We start from the raw sequence: 20,278 nt of genomic DNA, 5'->3' as shown, positions 1-20,278 counted from the left end.
GCGTCGTGTCCCAGTTGTCCGAGTGGAGCGATCCAGGTCTCGCGGACCGGCTCGCCTCCGTGCGCGCGGGCGTCGACGACGCCTGCCGCGCCGCGGGGCGCTCGTCTGAGGAGATCACGCTGATCGTGGTCACCAAGTTCCACCCCGCTGAGCTCGTCGCCGCGCTCGCGGAGCTTGGCGTGCGCGACGTGGGGGAGAACCGCCACCAGGAGGCGCAGGCGAAGGCCGAGGCGCTTGCCGAGCTCGATCTCAACTGGCACTTCGTGGGCCAGCTGCAGACGAAGAAGGCGCGCCAGGCTGCCCGCTACGCTCACGCGATTCATTCGATTGACCGCGAACGGCTGGTCGATTCGCTCACCGAGCTGGAGCGTCCGATTGAGGCCTTCCTGCAGGTCAACATGACCGATGACCTCGGTCGTGGTGGCGTGGCCCCGGCCGACCTTGAGGCCCTCGCCGAGCGCGCGCTGGGCAACCCGTCGCTCGTGCTGCGGGGTGTCATGGCGGTCGCCCCGCTGGACGAGCCCCCGGCACGCGCGTTCGAGCGGCTCGCGGGGTACTCCGAGCGGGTGCGCGCGATCGCGCCCGAAGCAAGTGCGATCTCGGCCGGGATGACCCACGACTACGCCGAGGCGATCGCCGCGGGTGCGACACACCTGCGAATCGGCAGCGCAATCACCGGCAATCGGCCCGCGCCCCTATAGTCTCGAAGCACAGCACCGTTGGGAGAAAAAATGAGCAATCCGCTGAAGAAGACCATGGTGTTCCTTGGCCTCGCTGAGGAGGAACTCGAGGAGCAGAGCTCGGCGCAGCAGGCGCCGGCAGCGCCGCGCGCCGCCGCACAGGCAGCGCCGGCTGCGAAGCCCGAGCCGAGCCGCCCGGCGCCGCAGCGCGCCGCCGTGACCCCGCTGCGCCGCGTGACCCCCACGAAGCAGCCGGTCGCGCAGCCGCTGAACGAGATCCTCACGGTGCACCCCACTGAGTATCGCGATGCGAAGATTCTCGCGGAGAGCTTCCGCGAGGGTGTTCCCGTGATCATCAACCTTTCGCGCATGGCCGAGGGCGATGCGAAGCGACTCATCGACTTCGCGAGCGGCCTCACCATGGGGCTCCACGGCCGGATCGAGCGCGTCACCAGCAAGGTGTTCCTGCTCTCGCCCGAGCACATCGAGACTGCCGGCGAGGATTCCCATCAGAACGACAGCGGCTCCTTCTTCGTGCCGCCCACGGCGTAACACGTGGAGATTCTGTTCGTCATCGGGGCCATCGCAAAGATTGTGCTCCGGATCTATACCTTTGTGCTGTGGGTCAGGTTCGTGCTCGATTGGATCACGGTCCTGAATCGTCGGTTCCGGCCGCGCGGCGGCGTGGCCGTCGCGATCGAACTCGTCTACACGATTACCGATCCGCCCATCAGGATGTTCCGCCGAATCCTGCCCCCGATCCGTCTCGGGCAGGTGGCGCTTGACCTGGGCTGGATGCTCACCATGCTGTCCTGCTGGATCCTCCTGGCGATAATTCCCGGGTGATAGCGCCCGGGTTCTGCGCGAACCCGGCTTTGTTTGCTAGCGTGGTTCTAGACCACGTGCTTGTGAGCGTTGTCACAGACCACACCGTGGTCCCGAATCGAAAGAGACGTAAACGATGGCCCTGACTCCCGAAGACGTCGTGAATCAGAAATTCACGATCACCAAGTTCCGCGACGGTTACGATCTCGATCAGGTCGATGACTTCCTCGACACGATTGTCGAGGAGCTGCGCCAGTTCGAGCAGGAGAAGTCGGAGCTGCGCGCGCAGATCGACGAGCTCACCGCGAAGCTTGAGGCCTGCGAGTCGGGCGCTCGGCCCGAGGGCGCTGCCTCCGAACAGACCATCGTTGTCGACGCACCCGCGCCCGCGCCCGTCGAGGCTCCGGCCCCGGTCGCAGCGGTTGTTGGTGGGACCCAGCCCGACGCCGTCAAGTCGAGCGCGATGCTCCAGCTCGCACTCGAGCTGCACGACAAGCACGTGCACGAGGGCGAAGCCACTCGTGACCAGCTGATCAGCGACGCCGAGGGCAAGCGCGATCAGATGATTCAGGACGCAGAGCGTACCGCCAAGCAGCTCGTCGAGGAAGCCCAGCAGCAGCGCGCTGAAGAGCTGCGCGAACTGGGCGAAGAGCGCGGCGATCTCCAGTTCAAGATCAAGGACCTGCGCCAGTTCGAGAGCGAGTACCGCTCCACTCTCCGCTCGTACATCCAGTCGCAGCTGCGCGGTCTCGACGGCTCGCCCGAGCCGGCCGGTGCCCCCGACGGCCTGCAGTAACACGGAGCGTGAACGACGTCTCTGACGTGACCTACGACGCCACGGCCACTCGGCCGTGGCGTCGCTGGGTCCCGGCGATCCTGCTCGCCGTTGCCGTGCTGGTGCTCATCTGCGACCAGCTCGTGAAAAACTGGGTGGTCTCTCACCTCACCGAGGGCGTGACGGTTCCGGTGATCGGCGACTTCTTGCGCTGGCACTTTGTGCGCAACCCCGGCGCGGCGTTCTCTATGGCCAGCGGTTCGACCTGGATCTTCACGATCCTCGCCGCGGTGGTCGTGGTCGTGATCCTGTGGCAGATTCGCCGGCTGCGCTCCATCCCGTGGGCGCTGTTCCTTGGGCTGCTCCTGGGTGGCGTGCTCGGCAACCTCACGGATCGACTGACGCGCGAACCGGGGTTCCCGGAGGGGCACGTCATCGACTTCATCTCGACGCCGTGGCTGTGGCTCGGCTTCACCGAGGCGATCTACAACATCGCCGACATCGCCATTGTGTCGGGCATGATCATCTTTGTGCTGGTGACCCTGCTGGGCCTCCCCATCGACGGGCGATCTCGCGCGCAGGCGAAGGCAGACGAGCTCGCCGCTGCCGCCGCGAGTGACGCGGCGCCGGCAGCCGGGTCACCGGACGCGCCCGACGCGACTCCGGCGGTTGCACCCGAGGACTTGCCGGGCGCGGCGCCCACGGACCCCGCGACTGACCACCCAGACACTCGCGAGGAGCGTGGGAATGCAGCACCGTAGCCTTCCCGTGCCCGACGGGCTCGCCGGCGAGCGCGTCGACGCCGCGCTCGCGAAGCTGCTCGGATTCTCCCGGAGTTTTGCGGCCGAGATCGCTCAGCTGGGCGGGGTATCCCTCGACGGCCAGGTCCTCGGCAAGTCTGACCGACTCGCCGCGGGCGCTTGGCTCGAGGTGTCGTGGGCCGAGAAGCGCGGCCCCGAGATCGTGCCCGTGCACCTGCCCGAGCTGGGGATCGTGCACGACGACGACGACATCGTGGTGATCGACAAGCCCGCGGGTGTCGCCGCTCACCCCTCGCTGGGGTGGGAGGGGCCGACCGTGCTGGGCGCCCTCGCCGGCGCTGGGTACCGCATCGCGACGTCGGGGCCACCCGAGCGGCAGGGGATCGTCCATCGCCTCGACGCGGGAACCAGTGGTCTCATGGTGGTGGCGAAGAGTGAGCGCGCTTACAGCGACCTGAAGCGCGCCTTCAAGGAGCGCGAGGTCTCGAAGATTTACCACGCGGTGGTGCAGGGGCACCCGGATCCTTTCTCCGGGACGATCGAGGGCCCGATCGGACGCCACCCCGGCCACGAGTGGAAGTTCGCTGTGACGCGCGACGGCAAGCCGTCTGTGACGCACTACGAGACGCTTGAGGCGTTCCCATACGCGACCCTGCTCGAGATCGAACTCGAGACCGGTCGCACCCACCAGATCCGTGTGCACATGTCTGCGCAGCGCCACCCGTGCGTGGGTGACGGCATGTACGGAGCCGATCCGACGCTGTCTGCGCGGCTCGGGCTTACCCGCCAGTGGCTGCACGCGATGCGACTCGGCTTCAAGCACCCGGGAAGCGGCGAGGCCGTGGAGTACTCCTCGGTGTACCCGGCAGATCTGCAGCGCGCGCTCGACGTGCTCGGCGGCTTCGAGCCCGGCGCCGAGTAGCGACCGCCGCTCGAACTGCCGAGCGCTGCGCCGGGGAGCGGTTGCCGCGCGGCTTCTCAACGCCGCGCGACCTCTCACCGGCCAGCGGCCGTGACGGTCCCGTGCGCAGTCTCGGTTCACCGCGCGGGCTCGACTACGAGGTGGGGCTGTTCTGCGCGCCCACCAGGGAAAACTGGAGCGTTTAGGCGAATCATATACGCCGTGCAGGAATTCTCACAAGGGACTGGCGCGTCGCACCGGAAGCATGATTCACTCAGACCACAGCATGGTCTGCGCGGTCCGCTGCGTGGTCACTCCCGGGGGAAACGAGGAATCAACATGCACGACAACGAACCACAGCTTGAGCAGGTCGCAGTGCCGCAGCCGTTCGCCTCGCAGGCGCGGACCGTCGCGGCGCGGGTGAGCAGCGAACTCTGGGAGCTTCGCGCAATCTGCGGGCGGTGGCACACCGTGTTCAAGCGGATGTCGCACCCGAACGCCGCGTACTCGTGCCCCTGGTGCGACGCGGACGTGCGCTGAGCTCACGACACACCGGGTAACCCGCCCGCACTCGGCGTCTCCGGAGCCTCCCCGGCAATACTCGGGGTACCCTGGAAGCGTCGGTGAAAGGGGCCCATTCGGTGTCAGAAAAAGACGGTTTCGTACATCTACACGTGCACAGCGAGTACTCGATGCTCGACGGAGCGGCTCGCGTGAAACCGCTCATTGAAGCGACGGCCGCGCAGGGAATGCCCGCGATCGCCGTGACAGACCACGGCAACACGTTTGGCGCGTTCGACTTCTGGAAAACTGCGCGCGACGCGGGCGTCAACCCGATCATCGGGATCGAGGCCTACGTGACCCCGGGCACGCACCGCAGCGACCGCACGCGTGTGCGTTGGGGCGACGGCGGCGGCGACGACGTATCGGGCGCCGGCGCCTACACGCACATGACGCTGCTCTCCGAGACCACCGAGGGCATGCACAACCTGTTCCGGCTGTCGAGCTACGCGTCGATTGAGGGTTACTACTTCAAGCCGCGTATGGACCGCGAGATCCTGCAGCAGTACTCGAAGGGCCTCATCGCCACGACGGGCTGCCCGTCGGGGGAGATCCAGACCCGTCTCCGCCTGGGGCAGTACGCCGAGGCGCGCGCGGCGGCCGCGGAGTTCCAGGACATCTTCGGCAAGGAGAACTACTTCTGCGAGATCATGGACCACGGTCTCGACATCGAGCGCCGGGTTCAGAAAGACCTCGTCTCGATCGCGAAAGACCTGGGGATCCCGCTCGTCGCCACGAACGATCTCCACTACGTGCACGAACAGGACGCGGAGTCCCACTCGGCCCTGCTCTGCGTGCAGTCGGGGTCGCGGCTCGACGACCCGAACCGGTTCCAGTTCAGCGGCTCGGGGTACTACCTGAAGTCGGCCGCGGAGATGCGCCACATCTTCCGGGAGATGCCCGAGGCGTGTGACACGACGCTGCTCATCGCCGAGCGCTGCAGCTCGGAGTTCAACACCTCGGCCAACTACATGCCGCGCTACCCGGTCCCCGAGGGGGAGAACGAGGAGAGCTGGTTCGTCAAGGAAGTCGAGAAGGGCCTGCACTACCGCTACCCGGGCGGCATCCCCGACGCCGTGCGCAAGCAGGCCGAGTATGAGACCGGCGTGATCACGCAGATGGGCTTCCCCGGGTACTTCCTCGTGGTCGCCGACTTCATCAACTGGTCGAAGGACAACGGGATCCGCGTGGGCCCGGGCCGTGGTTCGGGCGCCGGATCGATGGCGGCGTACGCGATGCGCATCACCGACCTCGATCCGCTGCAGCACGGCCTGATCTTCGAGCGCTTCCTCAACCCCGACCGCGTGTCGATGCCCGACTTCGACGTCGACTTCGATGATCGTCGCCGCGGCGAGGTCATCAAGTACGTGACCGAGAAGTACGGCGACGAGCGCGTGGCGCAGATCGTGACCTACGGCACGATCAAGTCGAAGCAGGCACTGAAGGACGCGTCGCGCGTGCTCGGCTTCCCGTTCGGCATGGGCGAGAAGCTGACGAAGGCGATGCCGCCGGCGGTCATGGCGAAGGACATCCCGCTCGCCGGCATTACCGACCCGAACCACCCGCGCTACAAGGAAGCCGCCGAGTTCCGTGCGGTGCTGCAGGAGGACCCCGAGGCGAAGCAGGTGTACGACACCGCGCTGGGGCTGGAGGGGCTGAAACGCCAGTGGGGTGTGCACGCGGCCGGCGTGATCATGTCGAGCGACCCGCTCATTGACATCATCCCGATCATGAAGCGCGAGCAGGATGGCCAGATCGTCACCCAGTTCGACTACCCGACCTGTGAGGGCCTCGGCCTGATCAAGATGGACTTCCTGGGGCTGCGCAACCTCACGATCATCTCCGACGCGCTTGAGAACATCCGCTTGAACCGCGGTGAGGAGCTCGATCTCGAGCGCCTCGAGCTCGACGACGAGGAATCGTATGCGCTGCTCACCCGCGGCGATACGCTCGGGGTGTTCCAGCTCGACGGCGGGCCAATGCGCGGCCTGCTCCGACTCATGAAGCCGGACAACTTCGAGGATATTTCCGCCGTGTTGGCGCTGTATCGCCCGGGCCCCATGGGCGCCGACTCACACACGAACTACGCGCTGCGAAAGAACGGGCTGCAGCCGGTCACGCCGATCCACCCAGAGCTCGAGGAACCGCTCAAGGAGGTGCTCGGCGGCACCTTCGGCCTGATTATCTATCAGGAGCAGGTGATGTCGATCGCCCAGAAGGTCGCAAACTTCTCGCTGGGCCAGGCAGATATTTTGCGCCGCGCCATGGGTAAGAAGAAGAAGAGCGAGCTCGATAAGCAGTTCGAGGGCTTCTCGGGCGGGATGAAGTCGAACGGCTTCTCCGACGCCGCGGTGAAGGCGCTCTGGGACATCCTGCTCCCGTTCTCGGACTACGCGTTCAACAAGGCGCACTCCGCGGCGTACGGCGTGGTGAGCTACTGGACGGCCTACTTGAAGGCGCACTACCCGGCCGAGTACATGGCGGCACTGCTCACGAGCGTCGGCGATTCGAAGGACAAGCTCGCGATCTACCTCAACGAGTGCCGCCGCATGGGCATCAAGGTGCTGCCGCCCGCGGTGAACGAGTCGTTCGCCGACTTCGCCGCCGTTGGCGAGGACATCCGGTTCGGTCTGGGCGCGATCCGCAACGTGGGCACGAACGTGGTCGAGGCGATCCGCGAGGCCCGCGAGACCAAGGGCAACTTCGAGACGTACCACGACTTCCTCAAAAAGGTCGCGCTCGTGGCGCTGAACAAGCGCACGATCGAGTCGCTCATCAAGGCCGGCGCCTTCGACGGGCTGGGCGGAACGCGGCGCGCGCTCGTGGAGATCCATGAGCAGACGATCGAGAGCGCGGTCAAGGAGAAGCGCGACGCGGAGAACGGGAACGTCGGCTTCGACTTCGACAGCCTCTTCGCTGAGGTCGCCGAGGCGGACGGAGCTTCCGGCGAGACGGTCTCGCAGGTGCCGGACCGGCCCGAGTGGACGAAGAAGGACAAGCTCTCCTTCGAGCGCGAAATGCTCGGGCTGTACGTCTCCGACCACCCGCTCCGTGGCCTCGACTCCGCGCTCGCGAAGGAGGCCAGCGCGACGGTGCAGCAGATCACCAACCCGGACGCGACCTCGAGCTTTGACGGCGAGATCGTCACGGTGGCCGGGCTGCTCACGAGCGTGCAGCACCGCACCGCAAAGTCGGGCAATCTCTACGGCATGGTCACGATCGAGGACTTCACCGGCGAGATCCAGGCGCTCTTCATGGGGAAGTCGTACCAGGAGTTCGGCAGCCTGCTGCAGCCAGACTCGGTGGTCGCGCTGCGGGGGAAGCTCAACGCGCGCGACGACGGGATGTCGATGCACGCGTACGGGGTGAAGCCGATCGACGCGGCCGTGCAGGAGGACACCGAGACGCTCATGCTCACCATCTCGGACACCCGGGCAACCGAGGAACTGATGGACGAGCTGAAGCGCACGCTGCTGCGGCACCGCGGTGAGAGCGAGGTGCGCTTGAACCTGATGACCTCCGGGGCGATCCGTGTGTTCGAGCTGCCGCTTCAGGTGCGCGTCTCGGCAGACCTGTTCGGTGAGTTGAAGGGGCTGCTCGGGCCGCGGTGCCTGATGCCGGTTGAGGAGCTCATCGCGTGAAATATGAGCGGAGTAGAGTGTGAGCGTGAGCGAGATGCAACAGGAAATCATTCGAGCACTGCGGCCGGTTCCGGCGATTGACCCGGCGGCCGAGGTGGAGCGCCGCGTCGCGTTCCTGGTCGAGTACGCGCGCGCGATTCCCGGGGTGCGGGGCTTCGTGCTCGGCATTTCGGGTGGGCAGGATTCATCGCTTGCGGGACGGCTCGCCCAGTTGGCGGTCGAGCGCCTGCGCGCGGAGGGCCGCGACGCGGAGTTCGTCGCGGTGCGCCTGCCGTATGCGGTGCAGCGAGACGAGGACGACGCGCAGCTCGCGCTCGCCTTCATCAAGCCTGACCAGGCAGTGACGGTCGATATTGGGCCGGGCACGGACGGGCTCGTGGCCCAGGTGTCGGCGGCGATGGGGACTCCCGTGACCGATTTTACGCGCGGCAACGTGAAGGCTCGGATGCGGATGGTGGCGCAGTACGCGATCGCTGGCGACCGCAGCCTGCTCGTGCTCGGCACGGATCACGCCGCCGAGGCGATCACCGGGTTCTTCACGAAGTTCGGTGACGGCGCCGCTGACGTGATCCCGCTGTCCGGGCTGACCAAGGGCCAGGGGGCCGAGATGCTGCGCGCCCTCGACGCGCCCGAGCGGCTCTGGGAGAAGGTGCCCACGGCCGACCTGCTCGACGACCAGCCGGGACAGTCGGACGAGTCGAGCCTGGGCGTGAGCTACCCCGAGATCGACGGCTACCTCCGTGGCGAGCGCGTTTCTGACGCCGCCGCAGCAAACCTTGAGCGTCGCTACCGGGCGACCGAACACAAGCGCCGCTTGCCGGTTGCCCCCGGGGACACCTGGTGGCGGGGCGACGCAGAACGGCTGGCTGAAGCGTGAGCACCACTTTTGTAGTCGCGGGCGGGTGCTTCTGGTGCCTCGATGCGGCATATCGGCAGTTGCAGGGGGTCACGGAGGTGCTCTCCTGTTACACCGGCGGCACCACCGCGCACCCCACGTACGAGCAGGTGTGCACCGGCGCGACGGGGCACGCCGAGGCAGTTGCGGTGACCTTCGATGAGGAGCAGATTCCCGCCGGAGTGATTCTCGACGCGTTCTTCACGATGCACGACCCTACGCAACTGAACCGCCAGGGAAACGACGTCGGTACGCAGTACCGCTCGGCGATGTTCCCCGCGGACGCCGCGCAGACTGCGCAGTTCGAGGCGGCGCGCGCCCGCGCGGCCGAGTGGTGGCCGGGAGAGCTCGTGACCACCATCGAACCGCTCGGCGAGGTGACCCCCGCTGAGGACGCGCACCAGGACTTTTTCGCGAAGAACCCCACGCAGGGCTACTGCCTCGCGGTGGCGGTGCCAAAGGTGAACAAGGTGCGCGCCGCCTTCACGCAGTACCTGCGATAGCCGGTTCCGTGCGCTGCCCGGCGGCGGTATCGCCGGGCACGAACTGGGCCGCGTGCCCGGCCTCGGCCGCCGGGACAGCGGTTGACTCCGGGACGCCCGCGGACGCCGAAGGCTCGGGCGCGCGCTCGTCGGCGGATGCCGCCGGGCCGGACTCCGCGTCCGCATCCGGGCCAGCCTCCTGCGCCACGGGATCCGGGATGAAGCGTGTGGTGCCCCACCGCAGATCGTGCCCGAGTCCGTCCGCTTCGATCTCGGCGGTGGTGCCCGAGCGGTCCTCACGCTGCCAGGCGCGAACGCGGAGTTTGCCCGATACCACCACACGATCGCCGCGCGCGAGCGAGAGCGACGCGTGGTCCGCGAGGCCGCGAAACGAGTTGACGGTGTACCAGCTCGTCTCGCCATCGACCCACTGGCCGCGTTCTCGATCAAAGCGGCGCGCGGTCTGTGCGAGCCGGAACGTGCAGATCGAGACCTGGCCGGTGGTGCGCGTGAGGCGCGGGATCGTGCCGATCGTGCCGACGACGCTGACGGTAATTGACATGGTGCTCCTTCGCGGTGAGGGTGCGCGCTGCCGCGCGCTGGGACAGTGGTGAGCGGGCGCCCCGTGCCGTGCGGAGTGCGTGACGCCCGCTCACCTCAACCATCCGTGATCCGGACGCTGCGCTGCGGCGGAAGCCGCGGAGTGTGGATAAGTCACCATGAGGGTGCGGCAGATGCGGTGTGTGGACGATGCTCGGCACGCTGACAAATACTCAGCGTGCCACCAGGGGTCGCCCACCCGCGGCTGCGTAGACTGGGGCCGTGTTCTCACGAGTCAGGCCCCGTACCCGGACCGCGGCGATCGTTGCCGTCGCGGTGATCGCCCCGCTGCTTGCTGGCTGCTCGCTGCTCGAGGGGCCCACACCGGAAACCCCGAAGCGCGCGACGCCCGCGGCGCCCGAGGTTGCCCCAGAATTCGTGCCGGGCGGCTCCGCAGAGGAAAACCTGCCCTACTTTACTGAGGTGCTGCGCACGTACACGAAGGGGGACGGCCCCGTGCAGGGCGCCCCGATCGTGGCGGCCGTCGTCGACGCCGGCTTCGATCCGGCGCTCATGCAGGTGAGCTTCGACCAGACCAAGACGAACCTCGCAGCCGACAACATCTTCGTCTCGGTCCGCGTCGACGCCACCTGCCTCATCGGCCAGGTGGTTGCCGACGACCGGAGCTTCGTCGCGGTGACCGAGCCAGCCATCGGCCCCAACGGCGACATCTGCCTCATCGGCAATACCGCACCAATCGCGGGCTAACCGTGCGCGGCGCGGCGCGCTGGCTTACGTCCAGTAGGCGGTAGTACGCGATCCGCGCGGGATCCGGGTCGATTCCGTATCCCTCGGACACGAGGTGGTCGAAGCCGGGACCGTGGGTGGCGTCGATGTCCCACGCGGCCACGGCGAGGTCGATCCTGGCACAGCCACCCGTTCCGGTCGGGCCCGCGCACGCGGGCCGCACGACCGTGGATTGCTGGGGCGGCCGGGAGCGGGCGCACGGTAGACTGTGGAAATCAAACGTTGACCTTCAAGCAGGGAGTTCGGGGCGCCGCTGGGTGCCCGGGAAACATATGGCTGAGTACATTTACCAGATGGTTCGCGCGCGCAAGGCGCACGGCGACAAGGTGATCCTCGATGACGTGACGATGGCGTTCCTGCCCGGCGCGAAGATCGGTGTCGTTGGCCCCAACGGTGCCGGTAAGTCGACGATCCTGAAGATCATGGCGGGGCTCGACACCCCGTCGAACGGCGACGCGATCCTCACCCCCGGCTACACGGTCGGGATCCTCATGCAGGAGCCCGAGCTCGACGAAGACCAGACGGTGCTCGCGAACGTGCAGCAGGGCGTCTCCGAGATCAAGGGGAAGCTCGACCGCTTCAACGAGATCTCCGCGGAGATGGCGAACCCGGACGCCGACTACGACAAGCTGCTCCCCGAGATGGGCGAGCTCCAGGAAGCGATCGACGCGGTCGACGGCTGGGATCTCGACAACCAGCTTGAGCAGGCGATGGATGCACTGCGGTGCCCGCCGCCCGAGGCGATCGTCTCGAACCTGTCCGGTGGCGAGAAGCGCCGCGTTGCGCTCTGCAAGCTCCTGCTCGAGAAGCCCGATCTGCTCCTCCTCGACGAGCCCACCAACCACCTCGACGCCGAGAGCGTGCTGTGGCTTGAGCAGCACCTCGCAAAGTACCCGGGCGCCGTGATGGCCGTCACGCACGATCGGTACTTCCTCGATCACGTGGCCACCTGGATCTGCGAGGTCGACCGCGGTCGCCTGTACCCGTACGAGGGCAACTACTCGACCTACCTCGAGCAGAAGGCCGCCCGCCTCGAAGTGCAGGGCAAGAAGGACCAGAAGCTGCAGAAGCGCCTCAAGGAGGAGCTCGAGTGGGTCCGCTCGAACACGAAGGGGCGCCAGGCAAAGTCGAAGGCTCGTCTGGCCCGCTACGAGGAGATGGCCACCGAGGCCGAGCGCACCAAGAAGCTCGACTTCGAGGAGATTCAGATCCCCGCCGGCCCCCGCCTCGGCAACGTGGTGCTCGAAGCGAAGAACCTGAACAAGGGCTTCGACGGGCGTACGCTCATCGACGGCCTCTCGTTCTCGCTGCCACGCAACGGTATCGTGGGCATCATCGGCCCGAACGGCGTGGGCAAGACCACGCTCTTCAAGACGATCGTGGGCATCGAGCCGCTCGACGGCGGCGAGCTGAAGATCGGCGAGACGGTCAAGCTCAGCTACGTCGATCAGACGCGCGGCGGCATCGACCCGAAGAAGACGGTGTGGGAGGTCGTCTCCGACGGCCTCGACTACATGAAGGTCGGCAACGTCGAGATCCCCTCGCGCGCCTACGTGTCGACGTTCGGGTTCAAGGGCCCGGACCAGCAGAAGCCGGCCGGCGTGCTCTCGGGCGGTGAGCGCAACCGGCTCAACCTGGCGCTCACGCTCAAGCAGGGCGGCAACCTGCTGCTCCTCGACGAGCCCACCAACGACCTCGACGTCGAGACCCTGTCGAGCCTCGAGAACGCGCTGCTCGAGTTCCCCGGTTGCGCCGTGGTGATCACGCACGATCGGTGGTTCCTCGACCGGATCGCGACCCACATCCTCGCCTACGAGGGCACCGAGGAGAACCCCGCCAGCTGGTACTGGTTCGAGGGCAACTTCGAGGCATACGAGGCGAACAAGGTCGAGCGGCTCGGGGCCGACGCGGCGAAGCCGTCGCGCGTCACGTACCGCAAGCTCACGCGCGACTAGCGGATCGGGGTCCGGCTCACTACGGGAGCCGGGCCCCGTTCTATTGAGCGACACACTTTGAGAACTGGGGGCGCGGATGGCACGCACACACATTGATCTTGAGCTGCGCTGGGGCGACCAGGACGCCTACGGGCACGTGAACAACGTCGCCTACGCAAGGTTTCTTGAGGAGGCGCGCGTGCGCACCTTCTGGCTCGGCTCCGGACGCGAGGCGACCGGCATGGAGCGCCACTTTCGGGGCGACGACCCAAACGGGCCGAAGATGCTGGTGGCGAGCCAGCAGATCGAGTTTCTGAGTGTCCTCGAATACGGCGAGCAGCCAATTACGGTCGAGCTGTGGATCGGGAAGCTCGGTGGATCGAGTCTCGAGGTGCACTACGAGATCGTCGACGGGGCGGCTGCCGAGCGCAGCGTTGTCGCGCGAGCCGTGTCGCACATTGTGATCGTCGACGGTCGCACCATGCGCCCGATCCGGCTCTCCGACGCCGGCCGCGAGTCAGTGGCGGCGTGGATGGACGAGCCGGTCAAGCTGCGCCGCGCCTAGTCGCGGCTCGGCACCCGCATCATGCCCTCCTGCGCCACGCTCGCGACGAGGGCACCGCTGCGGTCGTAGAAGCGGCCGTGCGTGAGCCCGCGGCCGCCCTGCGACGTGGGGGAGTCGAGCTCGTAGAGCAGCCACTCGTCGACGCGGAACGGACGGTGGAACCACATTGAGTGGTCGAGGCTCGCGAAGCGCATCCCCGGCGTGGCCCACGGGATTCCGTGCGTGCGGGCGATCGGCTCGAGCAGCAGGTAATCGCTCGCGAACGCGAGTGCCGCGGCGTGGATGAGCGGGGAGGCGTCGAGCGTGTCGCGGCTGCGCATCCACACGCGCTGCCGGCTGGTGCGCTCGGCGACCTCCAGAATGATGTCTGACTCGACGTAGCGGAAGTCGAACGGTCGGTTCAGCACCCAGGAGGCCTGCCCGTTCCCGGCGAGGTGACCGTACTTCTCCCAGACGGTCGGGAGCGACTCGGGATCCGGCAGCGCTGCCATATCGATGGTCTCCTGGTGCTCAAGGCCCTCGTCGGGCTCCTGGAACGAGGAGATCAGCGACATCAGGACCTGACCGTCCTGGTACGCCTGCACGCGGCGCGTGGAGAACGAGCGCCCGTCGTGCAGGCGGTTCACCTCGAAGGTCATACGCTCGTTGCTGTTCCCGGGGCGCAGGAAGTAGCCGTGCATCGAGTGGATCGCGCGATCCTCGGGTACGGTCTCACCCGCCGCTGCGAGCGCCTGCCCCACGACCTGGCCGCCGAATGAGCGGCCGTGCGGGGTGGGGAGCGCCGGTCCCGTGAATATGTCCTCGCGGGTGCGGGCACCCGAATCGAGAACCGAGAGCATCGGGAGCAGATCAGCGGCGGTCATGGGTCCTCCTGGCGGTCACACTGGTGCGGGTCAGCGTCCCCAGTCTATGAGGCAGCGGGGCGCTGGCGCGGGAAGGTGCCAGGGGTGGCGGGTAGGCTGGGGCGGATGGCTGCCACACTGCTGCTCGCGGATCACGCGACGCGAGATGATCTGCGTATTTTCCTTGAACGCCTGCAGAAGGTGGGCCAAGCGGAGGTGCGCCTCGTGACCCGGGGTGCCACGCTCGCGGTCTACGGCTGCACGCAGGCGCCGCGCGGGATCACCGATACGGTTCCCGTGGTGCTCGTGATGCGCGGCTTTGCGCTGGCCGAACCGCCGGCGGCTGATCTCGACGAGACGGTGCTGGGGCGTGCGCTGCTCGACCGGATAGCACGGCTGGGCATCGTCGGCCTCGCGCTCGACATGCCCGACGTTCCCGCGATGGCGGCCTGGGCCGGGGTGCTGCCGCCCGTCACCGGGTGGACGCGGATCGGCACCGTCGACGCCGGATCCCTCGCCACCGTCGCCGCCGAGGGGATCTCGCGCGTCGCGGAACTGTTGCCGGCGGACCCGGGCGAGGCGGTGGTGCACAAGGTGCGCGCCTCGGTGTGGGGTGCCGAGATCGCGCCGGGGATCCCGGCCGCTGCGGCGTTCGCGGCGGAGACGATGGGCTTCCTGCGCGAGGACGACCCGGTGCAACTGTCGCGCTCGCTGACGTGGACTCGGCTGTCCGCGGCGCGCGGCCACGTGGTGGTGCGCTCGCTGCTCGGCTGAGCGCGAACTCGCGCGCTCCACGGCGGGGCGCAGCAGGATCCAGAATCCTCAGCTAGGATAGTGAGGTCAACCGGAGGAGTATTTTCATGGCAAATGTCAACGGCATTATCGATCCGCCCATCGACGATCTGCTCGAGAAGGTCGATTCGAAGTACGCGCTGGTGATTTTCGCCTCGCAGCGTGCCCGTCAGATCAACGATTACTACACGGATCTGCACGACGGCAACCTGTTCGACAACGTGGGGCCGCTCGTCGACTCCTCCGTCGACGACAAGCCGCTGTCGATCGCGCTGCACGAGGTCGTTGAGGGCAAGCTCACGATGACCAAGCGTGACCCGGAGGTCGCTGCGTAATCTTTTGCTGCACAGGCAGCAGTGTCGGTGGCGTCGGATACCCTGAATAGGGACCGGCGCCACCGGCGTTTTCGGGGCACGGTCCCGCGCATCAGTTTTCTCTTATCGCTCAAGGAGCCCCATCGTGTCGCTGCGTCAGTTCACCTCGGAGTCGGTCACCGAGGGGCACCCGGACAAGATCTGCGACCGCATTTCTGACTCGATCCTCGACGCGATTCTCGCGCAGGATCCGGGTGCTCGCGTTGCGGTTGAGACCCTCGTGACCACGGGCCTCGTGCACGTTGCTGGCGAGGTGTCCACGTCGAGCTACGTCGAGATCCCGCAGATCGTGCGCGATGCGGTGCGCGAGATCGGGTACACGAGCTCCGAGATGGGCTTCGACGGCTCGTCGTGCGGGGTCTCCGTGTCGATTGGCCAGCAGTCACCCGACATCGCCGACGGCGTCGACAGCTCGCTTGAGCTGCGCAGCGGCGCACTTGACGACGAGCTGAGCCGGCAGGGCGCGGGCGACCAGGGGATCATGTTCGGGTACGCCACCGACGAGACGCCCGAGCTGCACCCGCTGCCGAGCTGGATCGCGCACCGCCTCGCGGAGCGGCTCACCGCGGTGCGCCGCAGCGGCGTCATCCCCGAGCTCCGCCCAGACGGCAAGACGCAGGTCACGATCGGCTACGACGGCGACCGCGCGGCGAGCATCGAGGCGGTCGTGGTGTCAACGCAGCATCAGGCAAGCATCGGTCAGCCCGCGCTGCGCGAGGCCGTGGAGCGCGAGGTGATCCGCCCGGTGCTCGCGCAGGTCGATCTTCCGAGCGATGCCGCCGAGCTGTTCATCAACCCCGCCGGACCGTTCGTGGTGGGCGGGCCGATGGGCGACGCGGGGCTGACGGGCCGCAAGATCATCATCGACACATACGGCGGTTCGAGCCGCCACGGCGGCGGCGCGTTCAGCGGCAAGGACCCCTCGAAGGTGGACCGCTCGGCCGCGTACGCGATGCGCTGGGTCGCCAAGCACGTGGTGCGCGCCGGCCTCGCCTCGCGCGCTGAGCTGCAGGTCGCGTACGCGATCGGCCGGGCGCACCCGGTGGGCCTCTACGTGGAGACCTTCGGCACGGAGACGGTGCCGCGCGAGCGCATCGAGGCTGCGGTGCGCGAGGTGTTCGATCTCCGCCCGCTCGCGATTATTCGCGACCTCGCCCTGCTGCGCCCCATCTACGCGCAGACGAGCGCGTACGGTCATTTCGGGCGCGAACTGCCCGATTTCACCTGGGAGGCCACGCCCCGCGTCGCGGAGCTCCGGGCCGCCGCCGGCCTGTAGCGGGCGTGGTGGGCACCGCGTTCGAGCGCGCCGAGGGCGCAGCCGGCCGCACCGTCGCGCGCATTCTGCTCGATTCGGCGCTGCCGCAGCTGGATCACCTCTTCGACTACTCGATCCCGGCCGAGCTTGCCGATGAGGTGCGGGTGGGGCAGCGCGTCCGCGTCCCGTTCCGCTCCCGGGATCGCAAGAGCTTCGGCTACATCATCGAGTTCGTGGCCCGCAGCGAGTTCGGTGGGGAGCTCGCGCCCATCGCCGACATCGTGTCGGCCGTGCCGCAGCTCACCCCCGACGTGTGGCGGCTCGCCCGAGCGGTCGCCGACCGCGCGGGCGGTTCGGCGGGCGACATCCTTCGCCTCGCGATTCCCACTCGCCAGATTCGAGTGGAGAAGCAGCACCTCGCCGCGGCCGAGGCTGCCGCGAACGCCGCCGCGGTGGCGAACGCCGAGGCGGCGGCAGAGTCCGAGGCGGCGGCAGCGTCCGCGGTGGTCGCGCAGCCCGAGGCGGCGGTGGCCGAGCCCGTGGCGGAAACGCAGGCCGAAGCGACGGCGGCGCCGGAGCAGGCGATCGCGGCGGAGCTCGTCACGGGCGCGCGCCTCGCGCTCACCCCCTCGCACGGGCCGGAGCGGCTGCACACCGGCGAGTGGGTGGGCGGCTGGGCCGCGCAGCTCGCGCGGGTCGCGATCGCCGTGCACGCGCTCGGCCGCAGCGTGATCCTCGTGGCCCCCGACTACCGCGATCTTGATCAGCTCCGCGACGCGCTTGAGGCGCTCGGTCACGCGGAGGCGGTGCGGGTCGACTCGCGGCAGTCGAACGGGGAGCGGTACGCCGGGTTCTTGCGCGCCCTTGACGGGGTACCCCGCATCATTCTGGGCAACCGTTCCGCCGTGTACGCGCCGGCGCACGAGCTGGGCGCCATCCTGATCTGGGACGACGGCGACCCGGTGCTCGCCGAGCCGCTGACCCCCTACGTGCACGCCCGTGACGCGGCGCTCGTGCGCGCCGAGCAGGCCGAGGCCGGCCTGTTTTTCTCAGGGCACGCCCGCAGTGCAGAGGTGCAGCGGCTCGTCGAGCTGGGCTACGTCCGCGCGCAGGAGTTTCCACCGCGCCGCACCCGCATCGTGCACGCGGACGCCTCGATTGCACCCGAGGCATTCGCGGGCCGCGTCCCGGAGTTCGCGGCGCGCACCATCCGGGAGGGGCTGCGCAGCGGGCCGGTGCTCGTGCAGGTATCCACGCCCGGGTACGCCCCCGTCGCGGTGTGCGGCGAGTGCGGTGACCTCGCGCGGTGCCGGGCCTGCGCCGGCCCGATCGGTTTTCGCGTGGTGGGTCGCGCCTCCTGCCGGTGGTGCGGCGAGTACGCGACCGACTGGCGCTGCGGCACCTGCGACAGCCGACGGCTTGAGGAGCGCGGCATGGGCTCGGCGCGCACGGTGGAGCAGTTCGAGCAGCAGTTCACCGGTACTCGCGTGATCCTCAGCGACGGCGAGCACCCGCGCGAACGGGTCGATGCTCGCCCGGCGCTCGTGGTGGCCACGCGCGGCGCCGAGCCGCTCGCGGCCGGCGGCTACCGCGCGGTCGTGCTGCTCGATGCCGAGCGGCTGCTGAGTATTGAGACGCTGCGCGCGGGCGAGGATTGCCTGCGCTGGTGGGAGAACGCGGCGGCGCTCGCGGCACCCAACGGGATCTGCCTCATGGCCTCGGGTGGCGGCCCCGTGGTGCAGGCGTTCGTGCACGGCCGCACGGAGGCGTGGCTGCGCAGCGAGCTGCGCGATCGGCAGGCACTGCGCTATCCGCCCGCGGTGCGCGTTGCGAGCGTGAGCGGCGGCCCCGACGAGGTGGAGCGGGCGCTGCGTCAGCTCGACGGCCTGCCCGGGGTCGACCACCTCGGCCCCACCTCGATCCCGCCCGGGGGCGCCGCGCGCACGCCGGCCGGGCTGGTGCGGGCGATCGTGCGGTTTGAGTACGGGCAGGGGAGCGAGGTGGCCAGCCGGCTGCGCGGCGCACTCGTCGCGGACGCGGCGGGCGCATCATCGCGAACCAAGAGTCGCGCCCCCGGACGGGCCCGCCCCGAGGCTCTGCGCCTGCGATTTGACGATCGCGGTGTGTTCGACGGCTAGGCGGGAGCCCCGCGCTCGAATACGCTGAGCACATGGATGGGGTCAATGAGTTTGTGCTCGCAGCGGGCGATTCGCTCTGGACGTGGGCGGTACTGCCCGTGCTCGTGGCGCTCGGCCTGTACTTCACGATCCGGTCAGGGGTGGTGCAGTTCCGATGGCTGCCGGAGATGATCCGCACCCTCACGAACAAGACTCCGCTGAACGCCGACGGCACCCCGCAGTCGGTGTCGGCGTTCCAGGCGTTCACGATCTCGGCGGCCTCCCGGGTCGGGGTGGGCAACATCGCGGGCGTGGGCACCGCGATCGCGATCGGCGGGCCGGGCGCCGTGTTCTGGATGTGGACGATGGCGTTCATCGGCGGCGCATCGAGCTTCGTGGAATCGACCCTCGGGCAACTCTTCAAGGTCAAGGACCCGAGCGGCTTCCGTGGCGGCCCGGCCTATTACATGCTGCACGGCTTGAAATCGCGGTGGATGGGCACCCTGTTCGCGGGAATCCTGATCGTCTGCTTCCCGTTCGCGTTCTCCTCACTGCAGGCAAACACGATCAGTGCCACGCTCGTGTCCGGGATCGGGGCGGACGCGGGGGCGGCAGGCTGGATCACGGTCGTCATCGGGATCGTGCTCGCTGTGCTCACCGGGCTCGTAGTGTTTGGCGGCGTGCGTCGAATCGCGAGCGTCACCCAGGCGGTGGTGCCCGCGATGGCGCTCGCCTACCTGCTGCTGGGCCTCGTGATCGTGTTTCTCCACATCGACCAGCTCCCCGCCGTGTTCGGGTCAATTTACACGCAGGCGTTCGGCTTCAACGAGGTCGTCGGTGCGACGTTCGGCATGATCCTGATGACGGGCATCAAGCGCGGCATGTTCTCGAACGAGGCGGGGCTTGGATCGGCACCAAACGCGGGAGCGAGCGCCGCGGTCACGCACCCCGTGAAGCAGGGCCTCGTGCAGACGCTCGGCGTCTACTTCGACACCTTTCTCATCTGCTCCATCACCGCGTTCATCATCCTCGTGACGGCGCCCGATCTCGCGAACGCAACCCGGGGGATCGGGCTCACCCAGGACGCCATCGTTGGCACGCTGGGACCGTGGTCGAACGTGCTGCTCAGCGTCATCATCTTCCTGCTCGCGTTTAGCTCGATCCTCGGCAACTACTACTACGGCGAGTCAAACATCGAGTTCATTTCAACCCGGCCGCGCGTGCTGTTCGGCTATCGGGTCCTCGCGGTGCTCGCGATCTTCGTCGGCGCGATCGCTTCGGCAGACCTGATCTGGAACACCGCTGACGCGATCATGGGGGTGATGGCGCTCGTGAACCTGATTGCGATAGGGCTCCTCTCCGGGCTCGCATTCAGGCTCATGCGCGACTACGCGGCACAGCGCCGCGCGGGGCGCGACCCGGTCTTCACGCGCGCGCTCATGCCCGACGTGAGCGGGATCAGCTGCTGGGAAGACGAGCAGAGCGTCACCGGCCGTATTCCGGTCCAGGGCGAGGAGCGCGCCTAGCGCCC

20 protein-coding genes are annotated in these 20,278 nt (G+C 68.1%); 18 read left to right on the top strand and 2 right to left on the bottom strand.

The window, feature by feature from the left end; translation table 11 throughout:
• Positions 1 to 5 precede the first annotated feature (5 nt).
• The 10 genes from EV139_RS14560 (at position 6) to msrA (ending at position 9,542) form a co-directional block, all read left to right on the top strand.
• Positions 6 to 701 (top strand): YggS family pyridoxal phosphate-dependent enzyme, encoded by a 696-nt coding sequence (locus EV139_RS14560; RefSeq protein WP_130455344.1) that lies wholly within the window; start codon positions 6 to 8, stop codon positions 699 to 701.
• A gap of 30 nt (positions 702 to 731) precedes the next feature.
• Positions 732 to 1,232, top strand: a complete 501-nt coding sequence (locus tag EV139_RS14555) for a cell division protein SepF (RefSeq protein ID WP_130455342.1) — start codon at positions 732 to 734, stop codon at positions 1,230 to 1,232.
• A 3-nt stretch (positions 1,233 to 1,235) separates the two neighbouring features.
• Positions 1,236 to 1,526, top strand: a complete 291-nt coding sequence (locus EV139_RS14550) for a YggT family protein (RefSeq protein ID WP_130455340.1) — start codon at positions 1,236 to 1,238, stop codon at positions 1,524 to 1,526.
• A gap of 115 nt (positions 1,527 to 1,641) precedes the next feature.
• A complete protein-coding gene (locus EV139_RS14545) occupies positions 1,642 to 2,301 on the top strand; it encodes a DivIVA domain-containing protein (RefSeq protein WP_130455338.1) in 660 nt (219 codons plus the stop codon).
• Between the two features lie 8 nt (positions 2,302 to 2,309).
• Complete coding sequence (gene lspA, locus EV139_RS14540) at positions 2,310 to 3,041, top strand: signal peptidase II (RefSeq protein ID WP_241989067.1); 732 nt, start codon at positions 2,310 to 2,312, stop codon at positions 3,039 to 3,041.
• Complete coding sequence (locus tag EV139_RS14535) at positions 3,028 to 3,963, top strand: RluA family pseudouridine synthase (protein ID WP_130455336.1); 936 nt, start codon at positions 3,028 to 3,030, stop codon at positions 3,961 to 3,963. Before lspA ends, EV139_RS14535 begins: the two co-directional genes overlap by 14 nt.
• Positions 3,964 to 4,281: 318 nt before the next feature.
• Positions 4,282 to 4,482 (top strand): hypothetical protein, encoded by a 201-nt coding sequence (locus tag EV139_RS14530; protein WP_130455334.1) that lies wholly within the window; start codon positions 4,282 to 4,284, stop codon positions 4,480 to 4,482.
• Positions 4,483 to 4,634: 152 nt separating this feature from the next.
• Entirely contained in the window at positions 4,635 to 8,144 is a 3,510-nt protein-coding gene (dnaE, locus tag EV139_RS14525; RefSeq protein WP_237465501.1) for a DNA polymerase III subunit alpha, read from the top strand.
• A gap of 25 nt (positions 8,145 to 8,169) precedes the next feature.
• Complete coding sequence (gene nadE / locus EV139_RS14520) at positions 8,170 to 9,021, top strand: ammonia-dependent NAD(+) synthetase (protein WP_420029124.1); 852 nt, start codon at positions 8,170 to 8,172, stop codon at positions 9,019 to 9,021.
• Entirely contained in the window at positions 9,018 to 9,542 is a 525-nt protein-coding gene (msrA, locus tag EV139_RS14515; RefSeq protein ID WP_130455330.1) for a peptide-methionine (S)-S-oxide reductase MsrA, read from the top strand. Before nadE ends, msrA begins: the two co-directional genes overlap by 4 nt.
• On the opposite strand, the gene EV139_RS16020 is transcribed toward msrA, so the two are convergent.
• Complete coding sequence (locus EV139_RS16020) at positions 9,523 to 10,083, bottom strand: single-stranded DNA-binding protein (RefSeq protein ID WP_198677590.1); 561 nt, start codon at positions 10,081 to 10,083, stop codon at positions 9,523 to 9,525. The two genes, msrA and EV139_RS16020, sit on opposite strands and share 20 nt — an antisense overlap.
• A 260-nt stretch (positions 10,084 to 10,343) precedes the next feature.
• Between EV139_RS16020 and EV139_RS14505 the strand changes: the two genes are divergently transcribed.
• From EV139_RS14505 to EV139_RS14490, 3 genes are all read left to right on the top strand, one after another.
• Positions 10,344 to 10,829 carry a DUF6993 domain-containing protein gene (locus EV139_RS14505; protein WP_130455328.1) on the top strand — a complete coding sequence of 162 codons (486 nt, stop codon included), beginning with the start codon at positions 10,344 to 10,346 and terminating at the stop codon, positions 10,827 to 10,829.
• Between the two features lie 311 nt (positions 10,830 to 11,140).
• The gene (ettA, locus tag EV139_RS14495) at positions 11,141 to 12,823 is read left to right on the top strand and encodes an energy-dependent translational throttle protein EttA (RefSeq protein WP_130455326.1); all 1,683 of its coding nucleotides are present in this window, start codon (positions 11,141 to 11,143) and stop codon (positions 12,821 to 12,823) included.
• Positions 12,824 to 12,899: 76 nt separating this feature from the next.
• Positions 12,900 to 13,367, top strand: coding sequence for an acyl-CoA thioesterase (locus tag EV139_RS14490; protein ID WP_130455324.1), 468 nt, complete (start codon positions 12,900 to 12,902; stop codon positions 13,365 to 13,367).
• Here the strand turns inward: EV139_RS14490 and EV139_RS14485 are convergent.
• On the bottom strand, positions 13,364 to 14,230 hold the full coding sequence (locus EV139_RS14485) for an acyl-CoA thioesterase (RefSeq protein WP_130455322.1): 867 nt from the start codon (positions 14,228 to 14,230) through the stop codon (positions 13,364 to 13,366). The genes EV139_RS14490 and EV139_RS14485 overlap by 4 nt on opposite strands.
• Before the next feature lie 105 nt (positions 14,231 to 14,335).
• Between EV139_RS14485 and EV139_RS14480 the strand changes: the two genes are divergently transcribed.
• The 5 genes from EV139_RS14480 (at position 14,336) to EV139_RS14460 (ending at position 20,273) form a co-directional block, all read left to right on the top strand.
• Positions 14,336 to 14,983 (top strand): DUF8185 domain-containing protein, encoded by a 648-nt coding sequence (locus EV139_RS14480; RefSeq protein ID WP_130455320.1) that lies wholly within the window; start codon positions 14,336 to 14,338, stop codon positions 14,981 to 14,983.
• An 86-nt stretch (positions 14,984 to 15,069) separates the two neighbouring features.
• On the top strand, positions 15,070 to 15,336 hold the full coding sequence (rpoZ, locus tag EV139_RS14475; protein WP_130455318.1) for a DNA-directed RNA polymerase subunit omega: 267 nt from the start codon (positions 15,070 to 15,072) through the stop codon (positions 15,334 to 15,336).
• 124 nt (positions 15,337 to 15,460) lie between these two features.
• Positions 15,461 to 16,651 carry a methionine adenosyltransferase gene (gene metK / locus EV139_RS14470; protein ID WP_130455316.1) on the top strand — a complete coding sequence of 397 codons (1,191 nt, stop codon included), beginning with the start codon at positions 15,461 to 15,463 and terminating at the stop codon, positions 16,649 to 16,651.
• Positions 16,652 to 16,656: 5 nt separating this feature from the next.
• Positions 16,657 to 18,768, top strand: a complete 2,112-nt coding sequence (locus EV139_RS14465; RefSeq protein WP_241989066.1) for a primosomal protein N' family DNA-binding protein — start codon at positions 16,657 to 16,659, stop codon at positions 18,766 to 18,768.
• Between the two features lie 32 nt (positions 18,769 to 18,800).
• On the top strand, positions 18,801 to 20,273 hold the full coding sequence (locus tag EV139_RS14460) for an alanine/glycine:cation symporter family protein (protein WP_130455314.1): 1,473 nt from the start codon (positions 18,801 to 18,803) through the stop codon (positions 20,271 to 20,273).
• The last annotated feature ends 5 nt before the right edge of the window (positions 20,274 to 20,278 follow it).

This window comes from Leucobacter luti, assembly GCF_004217175.1.
Lineage (GTDB): Bacteria > Actinomycetota > Actinomycetes > Actinomycetales > Microbacteriaceae > Leucobacter > Leucobacter luti.
The sequence above is the reverse complement of the archived record's forward strand: the minus strand, read 5'-3'. Positions and strand labels throughout refer to the sequence as shown.